Here is a 20474-nt window from a genome sequence, read left to right on the forward strand (position 1 = left end):
CGACACCCGACCTCCTCGATCGACAGCAATCCGATCCTGGCAGTCCCGACAAGCAGCCATCACCGCTTTGCGGATTTCCCAACGGAGTCCTTCAGCGGCCCGACGCCACCCGCAACGCCAGCCCCTACCTGTACGGACCCGAGCACCAGGCCGTGGCCCGCGTCCTGGACAGCGGCCACTACGGCCACACCGCCGTCACCGAGACCTTCGAACGAGACGTCGCCCGCTTCCTCGGCGTCCCCGACGCCGTCGCTGTGGCCACCGGCACCGCCGCCCTGCACACCGCGCTCGTGGCCGCCGGGATCGGCCGAGGCCACGAGGTGATCGTGCCCTCCCTGACCTTCACCGCCAGCATCCAGGCCATCCTTGCCTGCGGAGCCCGGCCCCGCTTCGCCGAGGTCGACCCCGCCACCGCCTGCGTCACCCCCACCACGGTGCTGGAAGCCGTCACCGCCGACACCGTCGCGGTGATGCCCGTCCTCCACAGCGGCCGCGCCATCGACCTCGGCCCCATCCACCCCCACCTCGCCGAACACGGCATCACCGTCATCGAGGACGCGGCCCACGCCTTCGGCTCCTACCAGGGCACCCGCCGCGTCGGCGCCACCGGACAGCTGACCTGCTTCAGCTTCGGCCCGATCAAGAACCTCACCTGCGGCCAGGGCGGCATGGTCATCCCCCGCACCACCGCCGAGGCCGACCGCCTGCGCGAACTGCGCCTGCTCGGCATCACCGCGAGCGCCGACCAGCGGGCCGCCTCCACCACCTACCAGGTCACCAGCGCCGGGTTCCGCTACCCGATGTCCGCGCTCAACGCGGCCATCGGCACCGTCCAGCTCGCCCACTTCGCCACCGCCGAGACCGCCCGCCGACACCTGTGGCGCACCTACCGCACCGCACTCGCCGACCTGCCCGTCACCCTGGTCGACGTCGATGTCGACCACTCCGTCCCCCACCTGTGCGCGATCACCGTCCCCCACCGCGACCAGGTCTGGCGGCACATGCACGAACACGGCATCGGCGTGCACTACCCGCCCAACCACACCCAGCCGGCCTTCACGCCCTGGCACCGGCCCCTGCCCGACACCGAACGCCTCGGGGAACAGATCATGACGCTCCCCTTCCACCAGCACCTCACCGGCGACGACATCCACCACGTCACCACCGCCCTCCAGCAGGCCCTCACCAGCACCGGAGCCCACCGATGACCAACCCCACCCCCGAGCGCGCCCGCCGCATCCTGACGGTGTGCCTCGGCAACTACTGCCGCAGCCCCCTCGCCGGCGCCGTCCTCGTCACCAAGGCCGGCCCCGCCCTCGACGTCCGCACCGCCGGCCTGATCGACATGTGGGTCGGCAAGACCGCCCACCCCGACATGATCACCGCGGCCGCCCATCTCGGCTACGACCTCACCGACCACCACCCCACCCAGGTCGACCGGGCCCTCATCACCTGGGCCGACCTCGTCCTGGCGATGGACCGCTCCGTCCTCGACCAGCTGCGCCCGATCGCCGGGCCCCGCAACGAGCACAAGCTGCGTCTCTACCTCGCCGACGGCAGTGACGTCCCCGACCCCATGGGCAAGGGCCCCCGCGAGTTCGCGGCCAGCGCCGCCGTCATTGAAGCCGGGGCCGCCCCCTACCTGCCCTGACATCACGGTGCGGCCGGTCCGCCCCCCGACAGGGCGGACCGGCCGCACCACCCGCCGGCCCTCAGCCGCCCGCGGCCACCGACAGCAGCAGATCCACCAACCGCTCCGCCGCATCCGGGCGACCGTGCGAGCGGGCCCGCAGCGCCATGTCGGCACGTCGGGCCGGATCGGCCAGCAGCGGAGCCACCGCCTCGCGCAGCGCGTTGCCCGTCGCCTCACCCACCAGCGCGAGCGCCGCCCCGCTGTCCTGCAGATGACGCGCGTTGTGCTCCTGCTCGTTGCCCGCCGACGTCCCCAACGGGATCAGCACCGACGCCTTCCCCAGCGCGGTCAGCTCCGCGACCGTCCCCGCGCCGGACCGCGACACCACCACGTCCGCCAGCGCCAGCACATCCGGCAGCTCCGCACCCAGGAACCCAGTCACCAGATACCGGCCCGCCAGCTCGGCCGGCAGCGCCGCGGCCGCCTGCCGCAACCCCGCCTCATGACTCGGACCGCACTGATGGACCACATTCGCCTGGGACAACAGCCACGGCAGCACCTCCCGCACCAGGTCGTTGATCTGTTGCGCCCCTTGGGCGCCGCCGGTCACGTACACGGTGGGCCTGGCCCGGTCGAACGACCACAGACCCAGTGCCTCGATCGCCTTCGACGCATGCCCGGTCAGGACCTCGGGCCGGACCGGGTTGCCCGTCACCACCGCCGCCGGACGCACCCCGTCGGCCAGCAGCGCGAGCGTCGACTCGGACGACACCGCGATGCGCGTCGCCCGCCGCGCGAGCGTCCTGTTCGCCAGCCCCAGGCGCACCGTCTGCTCGTGGATGACCAGCGGGCAGCCGCGCATCTTCGCCGCCACGCCCACCGGAACCGCGACGTAGCCGCCGGTCGCCAGCACCACATCGGGAGCGAACCGGGAGATCAGCGACCGCGCCTGGGCAACACCCAGCGGCACCCGGCTCATGTCCCGGATGTTCGCCGGCGACACCATCTTCAACGGGTTGCTCGAACGCCGGATCTTGCCGGTGGCGACCGTCGCGAACTCGATCCCCTCCGCCGCGGCGACCCGGGCCTCCAGCCCGTCCGCCGTCCCCGCCCACAGCACCTCCAGCGACCGCCCCGAAGCCTCCAGGCGCCGCTCCAGAGCCCGCAGCGCGGTCAGAGCCGGATACGTGTGACCGCCCGTTCCACCGCCCGTCACCAACAGCCGAAAGGCCCGCCGCGGAAGGCGTTCGACGCCGTCGCTATTCACGTATTAGCTCCCAAATCCCTCTGACACCAACACAGTTAGCCGGTGGGGCGGCACATTGCGGACGATAGCAGGCCATCTCCCTCCAACCCGCCCGCGAACACCGGCCGACCCCGCCACCTCACACACCAGGGAGACCACGATGATCCCCGCGTTCGACCACACCGTCTCCATCGCCGCCGAAGCCCGCGACCAGGCCCAGGCCCACCTCAACAGCCTCTTCCGACGGGCGGCCGACCACATCGAACGCACCGCCCCAGGCACGGCACTGCTGGTGTCCGGGTCGATCGGCCGCGGCGAAGCCGCCGTCACCAACCGCAACGGCCGCTGGGAGCTCGGCAGCGACATCGACTTCGCCCTCGTCCTGCCCGACGGTGCCGACGGCACCACCACCGCCCAGAACCTGACCGACCACCTCACCCGCCTCTACCCGCAGATCACCACCACTGCCTGGTCGCTGTACCGAAGCGACCTCCCGCACGCCCGCTCCCACTTCGCCCGCGACCTCGCCCTGGCCGCCAGCTCCCCACTCACCAGCACCATCGGACCCGCCACCATCCCCACCCCCGACCTCGGCCCCAACGACTCCCTCCAGGTCATCACCCACCAACTCGCCACCTACCTCATGCCCGGCACCGAACCCGAACACCGGCACGACACCGACGACCACCTCCTCCGCAAACTCCTCCTGGAGACCCTGCGCGCCCTCGCCCCGGCCGGCGCCGACGGCTGCACCCGCCACGCGGACATCCTCAGTGCCCAGGCACGCGCGCAGTGGGGGCCGGTCCTGCCGGCCGCCCAGGTCGAGAAGCTCGTCACCGACCGCGAACACGGCCGCCCCCTCGGCCTGAGCCACGACCACGCCCACCACCTGTTCATCCGGCTGATCGCCCGCTTCCTCGCCCCCGCGACCGGCGACCTCCCGGACGAACTGCAGCGCCTCGCCCCCGCGGCCACCGACGTCATGGCCGCCTACCAGCTCGCGCTCCTCGCCTACACCGGCCTGCTCCTGACCGACGACCGCGCCCGGTACGCCACCACCCTGTGCCTGATCTGGGACCGCATGGGCACCACCGGCCTCACCGACAGCACCATCGACGTCATCCAGACCGCCAAGTCCGTCGACCCCACCGCCGTCGCACAGCTCCGGCCCCGCCAGCTGTCGATCCTCGCCGGCGCGATGTGGAGGCTGCGCGACGACTACTACCGCCACCTCGGCGCCCGCATGTTCGGCCGCCCCCTCCTCGACACCCCCTACGCCGACCTCCCCCTCGCCCGGACCGCACTCGCCGGCGCCCACCAGTAGCCCAGCAAGCCCCTTCTGCTCGCGACAGGAACGAGCCTCAACAGCGCCGCCTACGCCACCGCGAACGACCACGGCATCGAACTGATCCAGCCCCCCACGCAAACGGGCATCGACCAGCTGCTCCAACAGTGCGTGGGTGGTGACCTCCAGGCGATCGACCTGGACGCGCTGCGAACCGCACTGCACGACGTCCCCGACGCGCTAGGCGTCCTGCTCGGCTGCACCGACCTCACCGTCCTGCGCGACGCCCTCACCCCGCTCACGCCCGTCGTCGACAGCCTCGACTGCCTCGTCGAAGCATGCTCCGCCGCCCTCACACCCACCGACCGGACAACAACTCACAGAGCGTCGACCTGCTGATCCCCAGCTTCGCCCCGGCAGCGGCCCGCGACCCGAGGTGGTCGACGAGCAGCTGGGCGGCGATGCCGCGCTGCGCCCGGACGTGGGCCCGACGGTGCGGCGCAGCAGTTCGGTGACGGTTGCGCCCGCGCTCCGGCCCGGGCCTATTCGGGGCCGGCACTGCCCGGGGTCGCCAGGAACTCGACCAAACAGGCCTGCTGCCACACGTGGTGTGGGCCGCCAGTGACGACCTGGAGGTGCTGGCCGTCGGTCGGGCTGGCCATCCGTCAGGAGCCGTCGGCGGTGAGCAGCTCGCCGAAGGTGTCGCCGAGGCGGAGCCCATGGTGCAGGGCCTCCGCGTAGATCGCCACCAGCCCGCCCCGCCGGCAACCCGAGTCGTGCGAGCCGAGGGCCGCAGGCCGTGAAGTGATCTGTAATGGGGTGCGTGACCCGATGCTCTGACTCGTGCGGATCGGTCAACTTCGAGAGCGTCGCTGATTGGGAGGATGTGCCGGGGAGCTTCGGCGGCGAGGTCAGAGATCGTGGCCAAGGCGTTCCTCGTCGAGCGCTGCCGCCCCGCGAGGCGATCGCGGGGCGGCAGCGTCGGGAGTCGCCGGCCAGTGCGGCGCCTACACGACGGCGGAGAGCGGGGTCGCGGTGAGTCGGCTGATGTCCTCCGCGGTTCTGAGGGTGTGGTAGATCAGCGGTCGCAGGTCGGCGGGCATGTTGCTGCTCGGCTTGAGCATGAGGACGGCGCCCATGATGGAGTCTCGCCACAGGACCGGGGCGGCTACGGAGTCCCAGCCGGCCATGCACTCCTGGTGGCCGACTCCGAAGCCGAGCCGGCGGATCTCCGCGAGCGAGGCAGTGAGTGCGTCGTTGTCCCGCATGACGCCCGGGCCGGCGGTCGCGGGTATCTCCTCGGCGAGGACCTGCTCCTGGATGCTCTCGGGCAGGTGGGCCAGGATGACCCGCCCGGACGCGCCGGTACGCAGCGACCGGGAGACGGAGACGACGTCCTCGGCGGTCATGCCGACCTCGGCGGGGTCCATGTCGCCGAGGGCGTAGTCGGTGCAGAGTCTCCGGGCGCCGCCGAGTGGGCTGAGCACGTAGAGCAGGGCGAGGCCGCCGGTGGCGCGGTTGAGCCGCTCAAGGAAGTGGTGGGTGGAGGTCGGGTTGGGGGAGTGGGCCATGGCCTGGACCCCGGCACGCGCAGTCGCGGTGCCGAGGCGATAGAGGCCCCGCCCGACCTGTTCGAAGACGCCGGCGGTGTCGGCGACGCCGGTCTGGAGGATGCGGTGGGTGGTGGCCCGGTCCAGCCCGGCGGCGTCTGCGATCTCGCGCAGGGTGTGGACCTCGCCGGGCAGGCGGGTGAAGGCCTGCTGGACGGCGTAGGCGCGAGCGGCAAGTGAGGAAGCAGGTCGGCCTGGCGGGGCAGTGTGGCGCTGAGCGGGCACGCTGTCGTTCACGGTGCTGGTCATTGTTGGTAGTTCCGTTTGAGGGTCGGTGGGTCTTCCAATGACGCGGCCACGGTCGCTGCCGTACCCGCGTGGGCGGGTAGGCGACGGTTTCGAAGCCCGGGGGTCAGCTGTCCAGGTCGAGGACGGTCTTACCGGTGGTGAGGCGGGCGGCGAGGTCGTAGTGGGCTTGCCGGGCCTGGCCGAGCCGGTAGGTCCGGCCGCGGAGCGGCTTGAGCCAGCCGTCCGCGACGGCGGTGAACAACGCGTTCATCGACTCGTTGAGGTGGGTCCGCGAGGAGTAGAGGCTCGGGAGCCAGAACCCCGTCACGGACTTGGACCCGGCGACGAGCTGGGTGATCGGAACGAGGCCGTTGGCCCCGGTGACGGCTCCGAAGACGCTGAGCCTGCCCCGGGGGGTCAGGGCGTCGAGGGTGGCGTGGAAGACGTCTCCGCCGGTCATCTCGAGTGCGGCGGTCACGTGTTCGCCGGCGGCATCGATGATGCGTTCGGTCAGGTTCTCGGTGGTGGAGGAGTAGACGACGGCATCGGCTCCGAGGTCGGTGGCGATCGTGCGCTTGGCCTCGGTGCCGGCCATGGCGATGACCTTGGCGCCGACGCGCTTGGCGAGCTGGACGGCGAGGGAGCCGACGCCTCCGGCGGCGGCCGGGATGAGAACGGTGTCCTCGGCGGTCAGGCGCAGGTCGGTGTGGAGCAGGTGCCAGGCGGTGTTGCCCTGGAGCATGAGCGCGATGGCGTCGTGGTCGCTGATGGTGTCCGGCACCTCGAAGGCGAGCTTCTTGTGGGCCGACACCGCCGCGGCCGAGGGCGACGAAGCGGCGCCCGTCCTCGCTGGTCCCGATGACCTCGTTGCCCGGGATGAAGGGGCACGGCATCGGAGCGGGGTACGTGCCCTCGCGCAGGTGGATGTCGGCGTAGTTGACGCCGGCCAGGCGGGTACGGAGCTTCAGATGGCCGGGACGGATCTCGGGCTCGGGCATGTCGCACAGTTCCAGCACTTCGGGACCGCCGAACTGCCGCACGGCAATGGCTCGCATCTTTTAAACCCTAAATCTTGCATGGTGGTTTCTAGGCGAAGCATTGCGCCCGATGGCGCTGCGAGGATGGAATATACCTGGCCAAGAGTGGCTGATTCTTCCTGTGCATATAGGGGAGGGTGGGTGCGGAGTTCCAAGATCATATATCGAGTGGTATTGATCACGTAGCTCCGAGTAGCTGCGATTGCTTGCTTGCTCACTGTGAGATGACCAGGTGGGTGGCGATGGGCTGACCTCTTCGTCTGATTGCGGAGCATTGGCGTCCCGTCGCTGCAAGATCGTTTCTCGCTCCCTGAAAATAGAGTGGCGCTACCCGCGTAGATACCTCGAATTTGTTGACCCATATCCGCGCCTAAACCTAATGTCATCCCCGCGGCGAAGACCTGCTTCGATCGTTTGATGGAAGGTCAAATCACGATGTCTCAGGAAATGGCGGTGACGGAAGGCGACCGGTTTCGCCGGTGCCGCCGGATCTCGGTGCGGCACCATCGCAGTGGCGTCACCACCCTCACGAAGCTGACCGCGCTGCTGTCGCTCCGCACTATCCCGGTGCGGCACCATCGCAGCTGCGCCGTGACGTGGCTGATGTCCCATCCCTCGCCTGCCGCTCCGCTCCCATCCCGGCGCGTCACCACTGCAGCGAGATCGGCGAGCGCGGCCTAATGAGTATCCCGAGCCACTTTGTATGCGGTTGCCCACGGAGCGTGGCTGAGGGGTGCAGCGGAATGGGGGCCGATGGGGGCTTGCTGGGGACCACGCGTTGCTCACCATCGCCTCTGAGTTGCCTTCCGCGGAACGAACAGCGCGAGCTGTCTACCGTCTGACGTGCAGCGATGGCTATGGCCGGGCGACTGGGGGTCAAGGGGGTCAGTTCCATGGCGCCGGCGGCCGGGGCGCCTCTGCTTCACATTGCTGCTGGGGACGCTGTGAGGCGCAGGTTGCCGGGCGGCAGTGGGGCTGCAGAGGGTCGCGACTACAATGACACCCTGTTCGACGGGCCGAGGGCTACCACCAGCGCTTCGGCCTCGTCCACGTCGACTTCGAGACGCAGAAGCGGATGCCGAGGGCCTCGTACATCTGGTATCGCGACCTGATTGCCACTCACAGGGCGTGACATGAACGGAAGTCAGGTTCCGAGTTCAGAGCCTCCCTTCGTCCGGCAGCCGATCGATCGCCAGCAGTGCGGCGCCGATCGCGCCGGCATCATTGGCGAAGCGGGCTGTCAGCACGGGCACGGGCGGACGGTCTCCGGGTGAATAGAGCCGGCGGGCGAACGATGCGCGCGCGGGTGCGAGCAGCAGTTCTCCTGCGGAGATCGGACCGCCTCCGACGATCACCACGGAGGGATCGAACAGGTTGGCCATGGCGGCCAGCCCGATGCCGGTGAGCGTTCCCACCCGGTCCATGATCGCCAGGGCCTGCTCATCGCCGCTGCGGGCGGCCTCGGTGACCGCTTCTCCCGCGCCTGCGGGGGCCTGGCCGATCAGGCGGGCCAGCAGCGATGTCGGGTGGTCCGCCGCGGCCTGTCGCCCGAGTCTCGCGATGGCGGCGCCGGACGCCGACACTCCCCAGCACCCGTGGTTGCCGCACTCGCACAGTGGGCCGCGGGGATCGACCGTCAGGTGGCTGGCCTCGGCCGCGAAGCCGTGCGAGCCGCGAAGCAGGTGGCCGGCGACGACCACGCCGCAACCCAGACCCGTACCCAGCGTCACCAGCACCAGGTGGTCATGTCCGCGCCCTGCACCAAGGCGGTACTCGGCCCACGCGGCCGCGTTCGCGTCGTTGTCGGTCACCACCGGAAGTCCCACCGCGTCCGCGATCAGCGTCCGAAGCGGAGCCCGCGCGAAGTCCAGACCGGGCGCGAAGGCCAGCGCCCCGGTACGGGCGTCGACCATCCCGGGCAGCCCGACGCCGACCGCGGTGACCCGCCTGCTCCGCACCTGTGCCACCAGGTCGCTGATGGCACCGACCAGCGCGTTCGCCGAGCGGCGCGGTGTGGCACAGCGGGCACGCACCGACACCGTGCCGTCGGCCGTCACCCGCACCGCCGCGATCTTCGTGGCACCGACATCGACACCGACAGCCTCTGCCGGGGCGGCGGCCGGGAGCGGCGACGGCGACGACGATGTCATGGCCCCTCCGGCAGGATCACGCGGGCCTCGCCCTGCACTCCGGCGGTGCGCAGCTCGAAGCCGCCCGGCCCGCGCACGGCGGACAGGTCGCACGGCCGGTCGGAGTTCAGCAGATCGCGTCCGACCCGCACCCGGACCGGCACCCCCGCGCCGGTCTGCTCGTTCAGCCCCTTCACGTAGCACGCCCCCAGCCGGCCGTTGGACACCCGCACGACGGCGCATCCGTTCCGGACGAGGTCGACGGCGACGACGTGCTCCCCGCACGTGGTGCGTGCCCGCAAGGGTCCGCCTGAGCGGTTGAAGAGGAAGACGAGCACGTCCTCGGGTTCCGCGGTGGTCCTGCGCAGTTCGAGCCACTCCTGCGGCCCGGTACGCCTAGGTACGCCGCTGCTCCCGCCGAGCCACTCCTCGACGGCCGTTCCGACGGGCTTCCCTCCGAGGGCCACCGCGCGCACCCTGGCCGGCTCGTCCGGCGGCGCGGCGTATCGCCGCACCGCATCGGCCAGATCGGTACAGGGGCGCAGGTGCTCGTCCAGGTGGGGGAGTTCCCCCAGCAGGAGGAGCGACCCGCCCTGCTCGGTGAACCTGGCGAGCCGCTGTTGCAGTGCCTGCTCCATGAAGCGGCCGGACACGGTGACCAGTGGCCCTGCATCAGGACCGAGTGCGACTCGGCCGGTCAGTTCCTCCAACTGGAAGGGCAGGTTGCGTCGCAGGCAGTGGGTGACGAAGGGCAGCAAGGTCCGACCGGCCGAGGGCACGGGCCGATCCGCGGCCCCGCCGCCGCGCCGGCTCGTCGCCCGGTGCCACGCACCGATTGCCGCGTACGGAGGATGGACACCCCACCGCACTCCGGGCTCCGGGCGGGAGACGGCCAGCACGTCCTGCTGGCCGGCCAGAAAGTGGGTCAGCACCTGTACGGCGGCGAAGGCCGGGCCGGGGCCGGAGTCGACCAGGATCGGAGCGGCGTCCCCGTACGGCGGATCGAACTGCGCGGGATCGCCGGCCGTCTCCGTCAACCAGGAGCGGTCCACCGCGAGGTGGTCGCCCCAGCCCGCAGTGGCGCAGGCCGGATAGACGCTGATGCCGGTCGCTCCGCACGCCACGCCGAGCAGGGTGTGGTGGATCGGGACCACCGGGAAGGCGCAGCTCGCATCCGCCCAGCGGAGCCCCCAGTTCTCCTCGATGTTGGGGCCTCGTCCCCCTTTGGCCGCCAGCACGTAGTTGACCAGCGCCTCCTCGTCCGCCAGCACATTGCCCGCCCAGCTCGTGTAGGCGCGCGGCAGTGCGGTGGGCGCGCCGACTCTGTTCCTGGTCAGCCAGGCGTCGTACCGTCCGACCGCCCGGTCGGGGACGCGGTCGGCCCTGGCCGGCGGTGAGTACGTGGTGAAGACGGGGATGTCCGGCCCGAGCGCCTCGGCCAGCTTCGCCATCCCGGCGGCGAGGACCTCGGCCGACCACTTCCCCCAGCTGACCAGGGAGAGCAGCCCGTTCGGGGACGGCGCAGACTCCGCCCGGGTGGGTGCCTCCACGCCGGGTGCGAAGCGGGCGAAGGCGTCGGTACAAGGCTGCGAGTAGTCGAGCGCGTCGATCGGTAGGGCGGTCTCCCCGTAGTGCCCCTCGTTGCCGATCTGGACGGCGACGACCGGCCCCTGCGGATGAACGAATGGCTGGAGGAACCGGCCGACAGCGCGAAGCCAGTCTGTAGCGTCCTTCAGGAACCTCGGGTCCAGGGCCGACGGGAGCGCGAACTGCTGGTAGGGCAACGGTCGGCCGTCGGCCGACCGTGCGGCGTGCCGATCCGGATCGAGGGTGGGGCTGACGCGGTCGGGCAGTCCACCGAAGGGCAGTTCGGCATGGACGAAGGGGCCCGGCTTCAAGAGTGCGAGCAGGCCCGTCGCCGCAATCAGCTCCAGGAAGGCGGCCAGATCGCGGTTGCCGTCCCGGTCGAAGCACAACCGCGGGTCGCCGCCCTGGGTGATCTCGTGGTGCCGCCAGGGAACGTAGCTGGTCACCACCTCGATCCCGGCGTCGCGCATGGCACCCAGCTTTGCCGCCCAGCGCCCGCGGTGATCCCGGTAGTAGGGGTACTCGCCGGTGACGAGGAACCGGGGGCGGCCGTCGAGCCAAAGCGTTCCGTCCACGAAGGCCGGGCGCTCACCACCCCGTCCGGCGCTCATGACGCCGGGTTCTCGTCCGGGGCGAGCAGGACCTTCATCGCGCTGTAACCGCGGCCGGGCGACGACCGGCCCGGCCCGTCTGGTGCGACCGCCAGCAGCGCCAGGGCCTCGGCATACCGTTCGAGCGGCAGCACGTGGGTCACCAGTTCTTCGAGTGGCAGATCCCGTGCGAGGTCCACCGCCAGCTCGAAGTCCGTCGGCCGGTACGGTCCTGCCCCCACCAGACGGATCCCTCTGGTCACCAGAGCCCTCAGCGGGACGGTGGCGACGCCGGCATCCCGCTCGCCCATCACCACGACCGTGCCCCCGGCCGCCACCGAGCTCAGGACGTCACCCGGAACCGACCCTGTCGTATCTATGACCACATCGGATACCGGCCTGCCCGACCCGGCCGCCTCCTCCGGGGCCAGTACCCGCACCGTTCGCGGCAGCATCAGGCGGGCGATCTCCGCCCTCCCCGGATCGCGCTCGGTCAGTGTCACCCTGGCGCCGCGCCGTGCCAGGACCATCGCGCACAGTGCGCCGATGGGGCCGGCACCGCGCACGAGCACCTGGTCGTCACACCGCAGCCGAGCTTCCCTGAGGTTGTTGAGCACGCAGGCGAGCGGTTCCACCAGGGCCCCTCGCCGGTAGGACACCGAGGCGGGCAGCTGATGGACGAAGCGCTCGGGCACGACGGCGAAGTCGGCCATCGTCCCGTCCCGGTCGACGCCGACCTCCCGGCCTTCCTTCGCCACGCAGTGCGCCGGCATCCCCCGGCGGCAGAGACGGCACCGGCCGCAGTAGTACGTCGGGTTGATCACCACACGGTCGCCCGGCGTCACCGAGCTGACGCCGGACCCGACCGCGGCCACCGCGCCGACCGCCTCATGCCCCAGCACCACACCGCGTCGCGCCGGGAACTCGCCCAGCAGGATCGCCCGGTCCGTGCCGCAGATACCGGTGGCGGCCACTTTGACCAGGACCTCGCCGACGTCGAAGGAAGGGACCTCGCGATCGTGAATGCCCGCCAGGCCCACGTCGTCGAAAACGATGGCCTTCATCAAAGCCTCCCATCGGATCTCTCACCAGAAGTGTCATAAAGTGCCCGATATGAGCATTTTTCGACGGCCGGACGGGAGCGAACTCCCTTCGAACTCGTGCCTGAGGATCCTGCTGCTCGGCGCGTCGGGGTTCGTGGGGGGCGGCCTGTGGACCTACCTGACACCCCGCCACGAGGTCGTCGGCACCTTCGGCACCCGGTCGATCGCGGGGCTGGTCCAGGTGGACCTGTGCGACGAGCGGCAACTGGCGGCGCTGGTGGCCGGCGGCTTCGACCTGGTCGTTCACGCGGCCGGCCTGGTCCCGTTGGAGGCGGCCGAAGCCGACCCGGAGCTGGCCCACCGCCTCAACGTCCGTCCCGTCGAGGTGCTGCTGGATGCCGTGCGCGGCTCGGCGGCGAAGCTGGTCCTCCTGTCCAGCGACAACGTCTTCGACGGCACCCGCCACCAGTACACCGAGGAGGACCCCCGGTCGCCCGTCAACGTCTACGGGCGGACCAAGGCGGCAGCCGAGGACTTGGTGCTCGCCGACGGCGGACACCTGGTCGTACGGATCCCCTTGGTCTTCGGACGCGGCCCCTGGTCGAACACCTTCCTGGCGCGACTGGCCCGGCCGACCACCACTGCCCGGACGGACCTGGTCTGCGCCCCCGTCTACCTTCCCAGCCTCGGCCCGGCCCTGGCCCGGCTGTGGGACCGCACGGGTGTCGTGCACTACGGCGGCAGCGATGTGGTGACCCGATTCGAGCTGATGTCCAGGGTCCGGCAGGCACTGGACCTGCCCACCCAGGTGGTGGCCGCCCACGGGCAGGAGGCCCACTCCGGTTGCCGCCGCCCGCCGCGGCTGGTGCTGCGCAGCACCCGGCACCGCCTGCTGGGTCCCGGACTGGACTCCGCGCTCGCCCACCTGGCGGGTCTGCCGCCCACCTGATGGCCTGCCATCCGCATGCCGGCCGCTCGTCACGTCACCCGCCGGGGAGGTGGTCGGTCACCAGAGCCAGATGGCTCTCGGCGTCCACCCGCCCGGCGCGGCCGAGCTGCAGGGCGAGATCGTTGATCAGCAGGGTGCCGAGCAGGTAGTGGCCGAGCGCGAGCTCTTCCGGTGCGGAGTCCCTTCCCCGCAGGTCGGGCTTCGGCTTCCGGTCCGAGAGCCGGCACGGTGCCTCCGCCAGGACATGCAGGTCGTGCGTGAGCAGGAGCCGCTCCATCCAGCCCGGATCGTCGCGGAACAAGCCCGACAGGCCCTCGCACGACTCCAGGTGGGGCAGGAACCTGTGAATCGCCGCGCGGTAGCCCGGGAAGGGCGGCTGCCGGAACCCCACCTGGTAGCCGTACCGCTTCGACCTGCGCACCGAGAAGCCGATCCGGAGCGCGGGATCCCACACGCTGAGGCTGAAGAGCGTCTTCGCCAGGTCGTAGACCGGATCCCATGGCTCGGTGGAGCCGCGCGGATCGATGAGCCGGAAGTCTGCCGCTGCCGCATCGGGGCGGGTGGACAGCAGCACGTTGCGTGTGTTGGCGTCCCCGTGGGCAGGGGCCATCAACCTGGCCGGCGTCATCCGGGCCAGCCGGCCCGCCAGACGTTCCAGCACGAGCTGTGGGGCCTCGCACGCCACGCCGTTGACCGTGACGCGCTCGGCCGTCATCAGGTCGGCGGGCAGCGCCGCTCGCAACGCGGGCAGCCGCCGGAGGAACCGGCCCACGACGACTTCCGCAAGGTACCCGGCCGGGGTGGGGTGGGACTGTACGGCGTACCCGTCCAGGACCAGGGTCCTGACGAGTGCCGTGTACCGGCCGAAGAACTCCCGTGTGCCCTGGGGCGACTCCCGCAGGGGCGCTGCCAGGTCCGCCGAGTCGTAGAACGGCGTCGTACAGGCCGACCACCCGTCACCGTCGAGGAAGTGCACGATCGGCAGGTAGTGCGCCGCCAACCGCGGTGCCAGGGTACGCAGTAGTTCGATCTGGCCCAGTTTGCGGCGGAAGGACACGAGGTCGTGGCCGTCCACGGCGCCCTGTGCGGGCACCAGGACCTTGACCGCCAGGTCCTCCCCGGCCGAGGTGGTGGCCCGGTACACCCGGGCCGAGGATCCGCCGTCCAGGATCTCGTGTGCGACGTCGAGGCCGAGGGCGTCGGTGACGGCCGCCAGGGCCGTCTCGTCGGTCCACCCGCTGGCCGGGCGGGAGGCCGTGGCCGTGATGTGCCGCCGATCGGTCACCACAGGTGTCTCCTCGCTGAGCTTCGCCGACCCGCCTACCAGCGGATCGAGTCGATCAGCGCCGCGTGCAGCTCTGGTGTGCAGGCGGCGATGCACGACCGCTGGTTGAGCGGGCCGATGTCCAGCAGCAGGGTGTCGTGCAGCGGCTTGCCGTAGGCGTCGGTGATGGTGACACCGGCCCGCTCCGCCAGGAACACCGAGGCTGCGATGTCGTACGGGAACAGGTGCAGGATGCTGCCGTGGCCGACCCGGCGGAAGTCCGCCTCGGTGGCAGGGCGGTCGCGGAGCAGCCGGTTGCCGATGTCGACGTAGGCGTCCATCTGTCCGGTGATGATCCGTGAGATGGAGAAGGAGGCGCTGTTGAACACGTACACACCGCCGGTGTTGGCCGATGCGTCGATCAGGTGGCCGTAGGCACCGGTCATCAACTCCGCCGGATGGCCGTTGAACTCCAGCGACCAGAACATCCGGTCGAGATCGACGGTGGACGACAGCTGGGGCACCGGAGAGGGATAGCCGCCGGACTCGATCCCGGCCCCTTCGGCGTCGGCGTAGAGCCAGTTGCCGGACTTGATCTCCTGGAGCATCGCGTACCGGATGTCCCCGATGGCGGGTGCCTCGCTCAAGGGGGCCGCGGCGATGGACACGCAGGCCATCTCCAGGTCGGCGGCGGCACCGCGCGTGCCGTCGATCGGATCGATGATCAGGACGTAGGCGGGGTTCCGGCCGAGCGTGCGCAGCCCCTCGCTCTCGGTGTAGACGGCGACGGGCTCGTTCTGCTCCTTCAGGAAGTCCCAGGCGGCGCGTTCGGCGAGCACATCGACGGGGAACTCGGCGTCTCCCCCCTTCGCCGTGCCCTTCACGTAGCGGCTGCCGACGTCGTGCCGGCCGGTGCGGACGGCCGCCCGGATTCGCCGGGACAGCTCCTGGACCAGGCCCCTCATGACGAGACCGCGAGGAAGAGTCGTTCCAGCAGATCGCACATCTCGTCCGCCTCCTGACGGGTCATGACGAGCGCCGGTCGGACCTTCAGCACGTTGCCGTGCCCGTACAGCGAGGTCCGCAGCAGCAGCCCGTGGTCCATTCCGAGTTCGGCCAGGTGGTTGGTGAGCTGGGGGTCGGGCCGGCCCGCACGGTCCACGATGTCGATGCCGATCATCAGCCCCACACCGCGGACCTCCTGAACGAACGGCACCTTCGTGGCCAGGTCGCGCAGCCGGTCGAGAACGTGCGCGCCGACGGCTCGCACGTTCTCCAGGAACCCGGGGCGGCCGATGATCTCGACTGTCTTCAGAGCAGCCGCGGCGGCCATCACGTTGCCGCCGAAGGTCGAGTTGATGTGGTGCCCCTCCACGCCGGCCAGCCGGTCCTCGGTCAGGATGCCGGCGATGGGCATCCCGGAGCCGCCGAGCCCCTTGCCGAAGGTCATCATGTGCGGGGCGACACCGAAGTGGTCGGCCGCGAACATGCGGCCGGTGCGCCCGAACCCGGTCTGGATCTCGTCGAAGACCAACACGATGCCGCGCTCCTCGCACAGGTCCTTGAGCGCCTTCAGGTAGCCGTCGGGCGGGACCACGTTGCCGCCGTTGCCGCTGATCGGCTCCAGCACCACACAGGCCACCCGGCCGGTGCTCGCGTAGTCGATGAAGTCGTTGATCCGCTCGACGCACATCAGGCCGCAGGTGGCTCGTTCCTGCCCGTAGAAGCAGCGCAGGCAGTGCGGATCGGGGACGTGTACGACACCGGGGAGGTGCGAGGGGAAGGGGGTGCGCCGGAACGCGGCGCCGGAGGCGCCGATCATGCCGAGGGTCTGGCCCAGGTGCCCACGGAAGAGCGTGATCACATCGGAGTTCCCGGTGTGGACCTGGGCGATCTTGACGGCGCTCTCGTTGGCGTCGGAGCCGCTCGCCGACTTCAGGTGTACCCGGGTGAGATTCGGGGGTGAGACCTCGGCCAGCTTCGACACCAGCGCGTTCAGCGGATCGGTCTGGAACTTGGAGGTGACGTGGATGAGCTGGCCGGCCTGTTCGCGGATGGTCGCCACGATCTCGGGGTGGGCGTAACCCAGGCTCAGGTTGAACGTCCCCGAGGAACAGTCGAGATAGCGCCGACCGTCGTCGGAGTAGAGGTAGACACCCTCGCCCCTGACCACCCGGAGCTTGTCCGGCAGGTAGTAGTAGTGCTGAAGGACCTCGGCGGGGTCCGTCACGGACGGCCGCTTCGGTGTCGCGGTGCTTACCTGTTCCATAGACTTCCCTCTGAGAATTCCTGACAGATCGATCTGATCGAACGATTCGAAACGAAGATCCGCCTCACCGAGATCGAGTGATGCGGTTATCGAGTTGGGTACGGCGACGCATCGGATCCCGGCTCGTTTCGCCGCGCGCACGCCGCTTGGCGAATCCTCGAATGCCACCGCCCGCCCGGCGGGAATTCCCAGGGAGGCGAGCGCCGCGACGTACAGGTTCGGCGCGGGTTTCGCGCTGGTACGGTCCCCGTCGGCGCACTGCACCGTGCTCCACCCTTCGGCGATACCGCATTGCCGCGTATATCGGGTGATCCATTCCCGGGTCGAGTTGCTGACGATCCCGCGGGCGATTCCCAGCGCGTCAACCGCCCGCAGGGTTCCTTGCACCCCGGGCCGGCTGGACAGCCCGCCGAGCAGTTCCTGCTGCCGGCAGCGAAGCCGCTCCTGCACCTCCTGTCGGTCCACCGTGTGCCCGGTGAGCCGTTCCAGGTGCGTCCACAGGTCGAACCCGATGGTGCCGACGAGTGACGACCACACATCCATCGCGAGCTGGTGGCCGAAGTCCTGGAAAATCTCCGCATGGGCGCGGAAGATCTCGGATTCCGGATCCCACAGCGTCCCGTCGAAATCGAAGAGGACCGCATGCACTTCCTTCACGTTCACCTCCGTCGAGCGGCAGATGACAGCGCGGCATGGAGTTGGTACACGGATCTGGAGTGCCCAGGTGTCCATCATCGGGGAGCCCGCACTGGCTCGCCATTCATAGTTCGCCAACGTACCCTCGGCCGGAGTATTTAGCGCGGCGTGGATGGGCGGACGGTGATCGACTCGGAGCGGTGCCGACGTAGGGTCGGCACGGGAGTCGAGGAGTCATGGACGAAGACATCTGCCCCGCCGGTGCGGCGGCGCCCTCGGGCAGACCGCGGGTAGCCGTGGTGGGTCACGTCGAGTGGACGACGATCGCAGGTCTTGACCAGGTGCCCGCCGCCGGTGAGGTGATCCACGCGGAGCGGCTCTGGCGGGGCCCGGCAGGGGGCGGTGCGGTCGCGGCCGTCCGGCTGGCCGAACTGACGGGCGGTTGTACGTTCTTCACCGCCTTCGGCGACGACCACGCGGGGCAACGCTCGCGCGCGGAACTCGAGCGCCGCGGCGTACGGGTGCTGGCCGCCTCCCGGGCCGGCCCCACGCGCGCGGCGGTGAGCATGGTCGACCGGTCCGGTGAACGCACCACAATCACCCTGGGTGAACGTCTGCAACCCGCCGCGGCAGACCCCTTCGACTGGGGGGAACTGGCGTCCTTCGACGCGGTGTTCTTCACCGCCGGGGATGCTGCCCTGCTGCGCCGGGCCCGTCAGGCCAGGGTGCTCGTGGTGACGGCGCGTGAATTCACCACCGTGCTGGATTCCGGTGTCAGGGTCGACGCGATGGTGGGCAGCGGCTGCGACCCGGCCGAGCGGTGCGACCCGGCGCTGCTGCGCAGGCCGCCGGATCTCGTGGTCAGTACCGAAGGTCATCGCGGCGGTGTGTTCACCTGTGGTGGCCAGCCCCCTCGGCGCTACCGACCAGCCCGCGCACCGGGCCCCCTGGTGGACACCTACGGGGTGGGGGACAACTTCGCGGCCGTCCTCACGTATGCGCTCGCCGCCGGCTCGGCCACGGTCGAGGCACTGGACCTCGCAGCCAGGCATGGTGCGGCCTGTACCGCGCGGCGGGGCCCGTTCGCGGCCGGGCCGACTCCTGGGCGACGGGCGGCCCGGGCATGAAGCGGATCCTCCTTCTGTGGGACATCGACGGCACGCTCATCGACTGTGGGTCCAGCGGCGAGGCCGTCTATCCGCTCGCGTTCGAACGTCTCACCGGCAGGCCGGCGCGTCACCGGGTCGCCACCGCAGGCCGCACCGAACTGGACATCATGGACGAGTTGTTCGTCCGGCACGGTATCAACGGGGTCGAACAGAGCCGGGTCGTCCGGGAGCTGGCCACGCAACTGCGTCGGCGGGCCGCCGAGCTCCGTACGGTCGGACGGGTCCTGCCCGGTGCCGTCGAGGCCCTGCGGGCGTTGCGAGCACGGTGCGAGGTGACGCAGTCCGTGCTGACCGGGAATCTCCGGGCCAACGCCGATCTGAAGCTGCGGCTGTTCGGGCTGGCGGACCTCGTGGACCTCGGAGTCGGCGCCTACGGCAGCGACGCGCGCGAGCGGGCCGCTCTCCTCCCGGTGGCCCGGCGGCGCGCGGCTGCCGCGTACGGGCACCACTTCGATTCCGACAACACCCTCCTGATCGGCGACACTCCACAGGACGTGCTCGCGGGACGCATCGGCGGATCTCGGGTGATCGCCGTCGCCTCGGGCGCGAGTAGCGGCGCCGTGTTGCGGGAGGCGGGAGCTGATCGGGTTCTGGCGGACCTGCGCGACACCGCTGCTGTGATCCGTGCCGTCCAGGCACTGAGCTCGGCTGCGCGGAGCGCCGGATGAACCAGAGCAATCGTCCGGTGAGCCTGGTCTCGGTGGTCATGCCCGCGCGAAACGCCGAGCTGACGATAGCCATGCAGTTGGAGGCCCTGCGCCGGCAGACCTATCCGGACCCGTGGGAGCTCATTGTCGTCGAGAACGGATCGAGCGACGGCACCCGAGCGCTCCTGCGGTCCTGGCAGCAGCGGATGCCGCAGCTCAGGGTGGTCGACGTTGCCGAGGACTGCGGCGTCAACCGTGCGCGCAACATCGGTTGCCGGCATGCACACGGTGACTTCGTGCTCTGCTGCGACGCGGACGACGTGGTGGCCCCCGGATGGATGGCCGGCCTGGTCGACGTCCTGCGAACCAGCCCGGCCGTCGGGGGCGTGCTCGAACGCCGCCTGCTCAACGCACAGGTGGCCCTCGCCGCACGACCGCCGAAGGAGGCCGACGCACTGCTCGACACCTTCGGCTTCCTGCCGTACCCGGCGGGAGCCAACTGCGGGTTCCACAAGGAGCTGTGGAGCCGCCTGGGCGGCTTCGACGAGAGCTACCGCTACGGCAGCGACGATGTCGAGTTCTTCTGGCGCGCTCAGCTGGCCGGGGACCGGTTGGCCTTCTCGCCCCACGCCGTCGTGCACTACCGGCTCCGTTGTGATGCACGGGCCATCGCACGCCAGCTCTACCGCTACGGCCGTTCGCATCCAAAGCTTTTCCGGGACTTCGCCGGCCACGGCATGCCCTCCTCGCGGCCGGGCGACATCGCCGGGTCCTGGTGGAGGATTCTGATGCACTCGCCCGACCTGGTTGGCCCGGCGGAAGGCCGCGCCGCATGGCTGGCCCAACTCGCCCTGCGGGTCGGCCGCATCGTCGGCAGCGTCAGACATCGGCGGTGCTACTTGTAGACCGCCCGAAGCCCGACGTCCTCGTGGATCAAGGCACGGACCCGGCATGCCTCTGGAGCCACCGGCCACCGAGCACTTGCCGTCGGCCTCCAGGGGGTACCGTGACAGGGTGTTCGACGGGGCCGAGAGGTTCCATCGAAAGTTCGGCCTGGTGCACGTCGACTTCGAGACGCAGCGGCGGATGCCGAAGGCGTCGTACGCCTTGATATCAAGACCTGATTGCCACTCACCGCACCTATCAATCCGG

Annotated in this window: 17 protein-coding genes and 2 pseudogenes; 9 read left to right on the forward strand and 10 right to left on the reverse strand. The window is 70.4% G+C overall.

Annotation, left to right across the window (positions count from 1 at the left end; translation table 11 throughout):
* Window positions 1-152 precede the first annotated feature (152 nt).
* On the forward strand, window positions 153-1208 hold the full coding sequence (locus ACFVYI_RS34615; RefSeq protein WP_387892912.1) for a DegT/DnrJ/EryC1/StrS family aminotransferase: 1056 nt from the start codon (window positions 153-155) through the stop codon (window positions 1206-1208).
* Window positions 1205-1651 (forward strand): low molecular weight phosphotyrosine protein phosphatase, encoded by a 447-nt coding sequence (locus ACFVYI_RS34620; RefSeq protein ID WP_387892913.1) that lies wholly within the window; start codon window positions 1205-1207, stop codon window positions 1649-1651. The genes ACFVYI_RS34615 and ACFVYI_RS34620 overlap by 4 nt, the downstream gene beginning before the upstream one ends.
* Before the next feature lie 61 nt (window positions 1652-1712).
* Here ACFVYI_RS34620 and ACFVYI_RS34625 read toward each other — a convergent pair whose 3' ends face one another.
* Window positions 1713-2900, reverse strand: coding sequence for a glycosyltransferase (locus ACFVYI_RS34625; protein WP_387892915.1), 1188 nt, complete (start codon window positions 2898-2900; stop codon window positions 1713-1715).
* A 139-nt stretch (window positions 2901-3039) separates the two neighbouring features.
* Here ACFVYI_RS34625 and ACFVYI_RS34630 point away from each other — a divergent pair, with 139 nt between their 5' ends.
* Complete coding sequence (locus ACFVYI_RS34630; protein WP_387892916.1) at window positions 3040-4203, forward strand: hypothetical protein; 1164 nt, start codon at window positions 3040-3042, stop codon at window positions 4201-4203.
* A 132-nt stretch (window positions 4204-4335) separates the two neighbouring features.
* On the forward strand, window positions 4336-4563 hold the full coding sequence (locus ACFVYI_RS34635; RefSeq protein ID WP_387892918.1) for a hypothetical protein: 228 nt from the start codon (window positions 4336-4338) through the stop codon (window positions 4561-4563).
* A gap of 608 nt (window positions 4564-5171) precedes the next feature.
* On the opposite strand, the gene ACFVYI_RS34640 is transcribed toward ACFVYI_RS34635, so the two are convergent.
* The 3 genes and pseudogenes from ACFVYI_RS34640 to ACFVYI_RS34650 all read right to left on the reverse strand — a co-directional run.
* Window positions 5172-6023, reverse strand: coding sequence for an IclR family transcriptional regulator (locus ACFVYI_RS34640; protein ID WP_387892920.1), 852 nt, complete (start codon window positions 6021-6023; stop codon window positions 5172-5174).
* A gap of 103 nt (window positions 6024-6126) precedes the next feature.
* Window positions 6127-6813, reverse strand: a complete 687-nt coding sequence (locus ACFVYI_RS34645) for a zinc-binding alcohol dehydrogenase family protein (RefSeq protein ID WP_387892921.1) — start codon at window positions 6811-6813, stop codon at window positions 6127-6129.
* Between the two features lie 100 nt (window positions 6814-6913).
* Window positions 6914-7057, reverse strand: a pseudogene (locus tag ACFVYI_RS34650) (NADPH:quinone oxidoreductase family protein); the annotation flags it as partial.
* Between the two features lie 997 nt (window positions 7058-8054).
* Here ACFVYI_RS34650 and ACFVYI_RS34655 point away from each other — a divergent pair.
* Window positions 8055-8171: pseudogene (locus ACFVYI_RS34655) on the forward strand (family 1 glycosylhydrolase); the annotation flags it as partial.
* Window positions 8172-8196: 25 nt separating this feature from the next.
* Here ACFVYI_RS34655 and ACFVYI_RS34660 read toward each other — a convergent pair.
* From ACFVYI_RS34660 to ACFVYI_RS34670, 3 genes are read right to left on the reverse strand one after another with little or no spacing between them, the layout of a single operon-like run.
* Window positions 8197-9189: an ROK family protein gene (locus ACFVYI_RS34660; protein ID WP_387892922.1), complete on the reverse strand. Its 993-nt coding sequence runs from the start codon at window positions 9187-9189 to the stop codon at window positions 8197-8199.
* A complete protein-coding gene (locus ACFVYI_RS34665) occupies window positions 9186-11366 on the reverse strand; it encodes a beta-galactosidase (protein WP_387892924.1) in 2181 nt (726 codons plus the stop codon). Before ACFVYI_RS34665 ends, ACFVYI_RS34660 begins: the two co-directional genes overlap by 4 nt.
* Entirely contained in the window at window positions 11363-12409 is a 1047-nt protein-coding gene (locus ACFVYI_RS34670; RefSeq protein WP_387892925.1) for a zinc-binding dehydrogenase, read from the reverse strand. Before ACFVYI_RS34670 ends, ACFVYI_RS34665 begins: the two co-directional genes overlap by 4 nt.
* A gap of 49 nt (window positions 12410-12458) precedes the next feature.
* Here ACFVYI_RS34670 and ACFVYI_RS34675 point away from each other — a divergent pair, with 49 nt between their 5' ends.
* Window positions 12459-13337: an SDR family oxidoreductase gene (locus tag ACFVYI_RS34675; RefSeq protein WP_387892927.1), complete on the forward strand. Its 879-nt coding sequence runs from the start codon at window positions 12459-12461 to the stop codon at window positions 13335-13337.
* A 34-nt stretch (window positions 13338-13371) separates the two neighbouring features.
* Here the strand turns inward: ACFVYI_RS34675 and ACFVYI_RS34680 are convergent, their stop codons facing one another.
* Genes ACFVYI_RS34680 through ACFVYI_RS34690 form a run of 3 tightly spaced genes read right to left on the reverse strand, consistent with a single transcriptional unit; the run spans window position 13372 to window position 17527 of the window.
* The gene (locus tag ACFVYI_RS34680) at window positions 13372-14622 is read right to left on the reverse strand and encodes a hypothetical protein (RefSeq protein ID WP_387892929.1); all 1251 of its coding nucleotides are present in this window, start codon (window positions 14620-14622) and stop codon (window positions 13372-13374) included.
* Window positions 14623-14657: 35 nt separating this feature from the next.
* The gene (locus ACFVYI_RS34685; RefSeq protein WP_387892931.1) at window positions 14658-15566 is read right to left on the reverse strand and encodes an inositol monophosphatase family protein; all 909 of its coding nucleotides are present in this window, start codon (window positions 15564-15566) and stop codon (window positions 14658-14660) included.
* Window positions 15563-17527 (reverse strand): aminotransferase class III-fold pyridoxal phosphate-dependent enzyme, encoded by a 1965-nt coding sequence (locus ACFVYI_RS34690; protein ID WP_387892934.1) that lies wholly within the window; start codon window positions 17525-17527, stop codon window positions 15563-15565. Before ACFVYI_RS34690 ends, ACFVYI_RS34685 begins: the two co-directional genes overlap by 4 nt.
* Before the next feature lie 215 nt (window positions 17528-17742).
* Between ACFVYI_RS34690 and ACFVYI_RS34695 the strand changes: the two genes are divergently transcribed.
* The 3 genes from ACFVYI_RS34695 to ACFVYI_RS34705 are packed head-to-tail and all read left to right on the forward strand — an operon-like array spanning window position 17743 to window position 20227.
* Window positions 17743-18633, forward strand: a complete 891-nt coding sequence (locus tag ACFVYI_RS34695; RefSeq protein WP_387892936.1) for a PfkB family carbohydrate kinase — start codon at window positions 17743-17745, stop codon at window positions 18631-18633.
* Complete coding sequence (locus tag ACFVYI_RS34700; RefSeq protein ID WP_387892939.1) at window positions 18630-19343, forward strand: HAD family hydrolase; 714 nt, start codon at window positions 18630-18632, stop codon at window positions 19341-19343. Before ACFVYI_RS34695 ends, ACFVYI_RS34700 begins: the two co-directional genes overlap by 4 nt.
* The gene (locus tag ACFVYI_RS34705) at window positions 19340-20227 is read left to right on the forward strand and encodes a glycosyltransferase (RefSeq protein ID WP_387892940.1); all 888 of its coding nucleotides are present in this window, start codon (window positions 19340-19342) and stop codon (window positions 20225-20227) included. The genes ACFVYI_RS34700 and ACFVYI_RS34705 overlap by 4 nt, the downstream gene beginning before the upstream one ends.
* The last annotated feature ends 247 nt before the right edge of the window (window positions 20228-20474 follow it).

Source organism: Kitasatospora sp. NPDC058218, assembly GCF_042882445.1.
In the GTDB taxonomy this organism is placed as follows: domain Bacteria; phylum Actinomycetota; class Actinomycetes; order Streptomycetales; family Streptomycetaceae; genus Kitasatospora.

What these genes read in the sequence shown, in the direction of transcription:
- ACFVYI_RS34620 (WP_387892913.1), top strand. Translation starts at nt 1,205, where the DNA reads ATGACCAACCCCACCCCCGAGCGCGCCCGCCGCATCCTGACGGTGTGC.
- ACFVYI_RS34630 (WP_387892916.1), top strand. Translation starts at nt 3,040, where the DNA reads ATGATCCCCGCGTTCGACCACACCGTCTCCATCGCCGCCGAAGCCCGC.
- ACFVYI_RS34640 (WP_387892920.1), bottom strand. Translation starts at nt 6,023, where the DNA reads ATGACCAGCACCGTGAACGACAGCGTGCCCGCTCAGCGCCACACTGCC.
- ACFVYI_RS34660 (WP_387892922.1), bottom strand. Translation starts at nt 9,189, where the DNA reads ATGACATCGTCGTCGCCGTCGCCGCTCCCGGCCGCCGCCCCGGCAGAG.
- ACFVYI_RS34665 (WP_387892924.1), bottom strand. Translation starts at nt 11,366, where the DNA reads ATGAGCGCCGGACGGGGTGGTGAGCGCCCGGCCTTCGTGGACGGAACG.
- ACFVYI_RS34670 (WP_387892925.1), bottom strand. Translation starts at nt 12,409, where the DNA reads ATGAAGGCCATCGTTTTCGACGACGTGGGCCTGGCGGGCATTCACGAT.
- ACFVYI_RS34675 (WP_387892927.1), top strand. Translation starts at nt 12,459, where the DNA reads ATGAGCATTTTTCGACGGCCGGACGGGAGCGAACTCCCTTCGAACTCG.
- ACFVYI_RS34685 (WP_387892931.1), bottom strand. Translation starts at nt 15,566, where the DNA reads ATGAGGGGCCTGGTCCAGGAGCTGTCCCGGCGAATCCGGGCGGCCGTC.
- ACFVYI_RS34695 (WP_387892936.1), top strand. Translation starts at nt 17,743, where the DNA reads ATGGACGAAGACATCTGCCCCGCCGGTGCGGCGGCGCCCTCGGGCAGA.
- ACFVYI_RS34700 (WP_387892939.1), top strand. Translation starts at nt 18,630, where the DNA reads ATGAAGCGGATCCTCCTTCTGTGGGACATCGACGGCACGCTCATCGAC.
- ACFVYI_RS34705 (WP_387892940.1), top strand. Translation starts at nt 19,340, where the DNA reads ATGAACCAGAGCAATCGTCCGGTGAGCCTGGTCTCGGTGGTCATGCCC.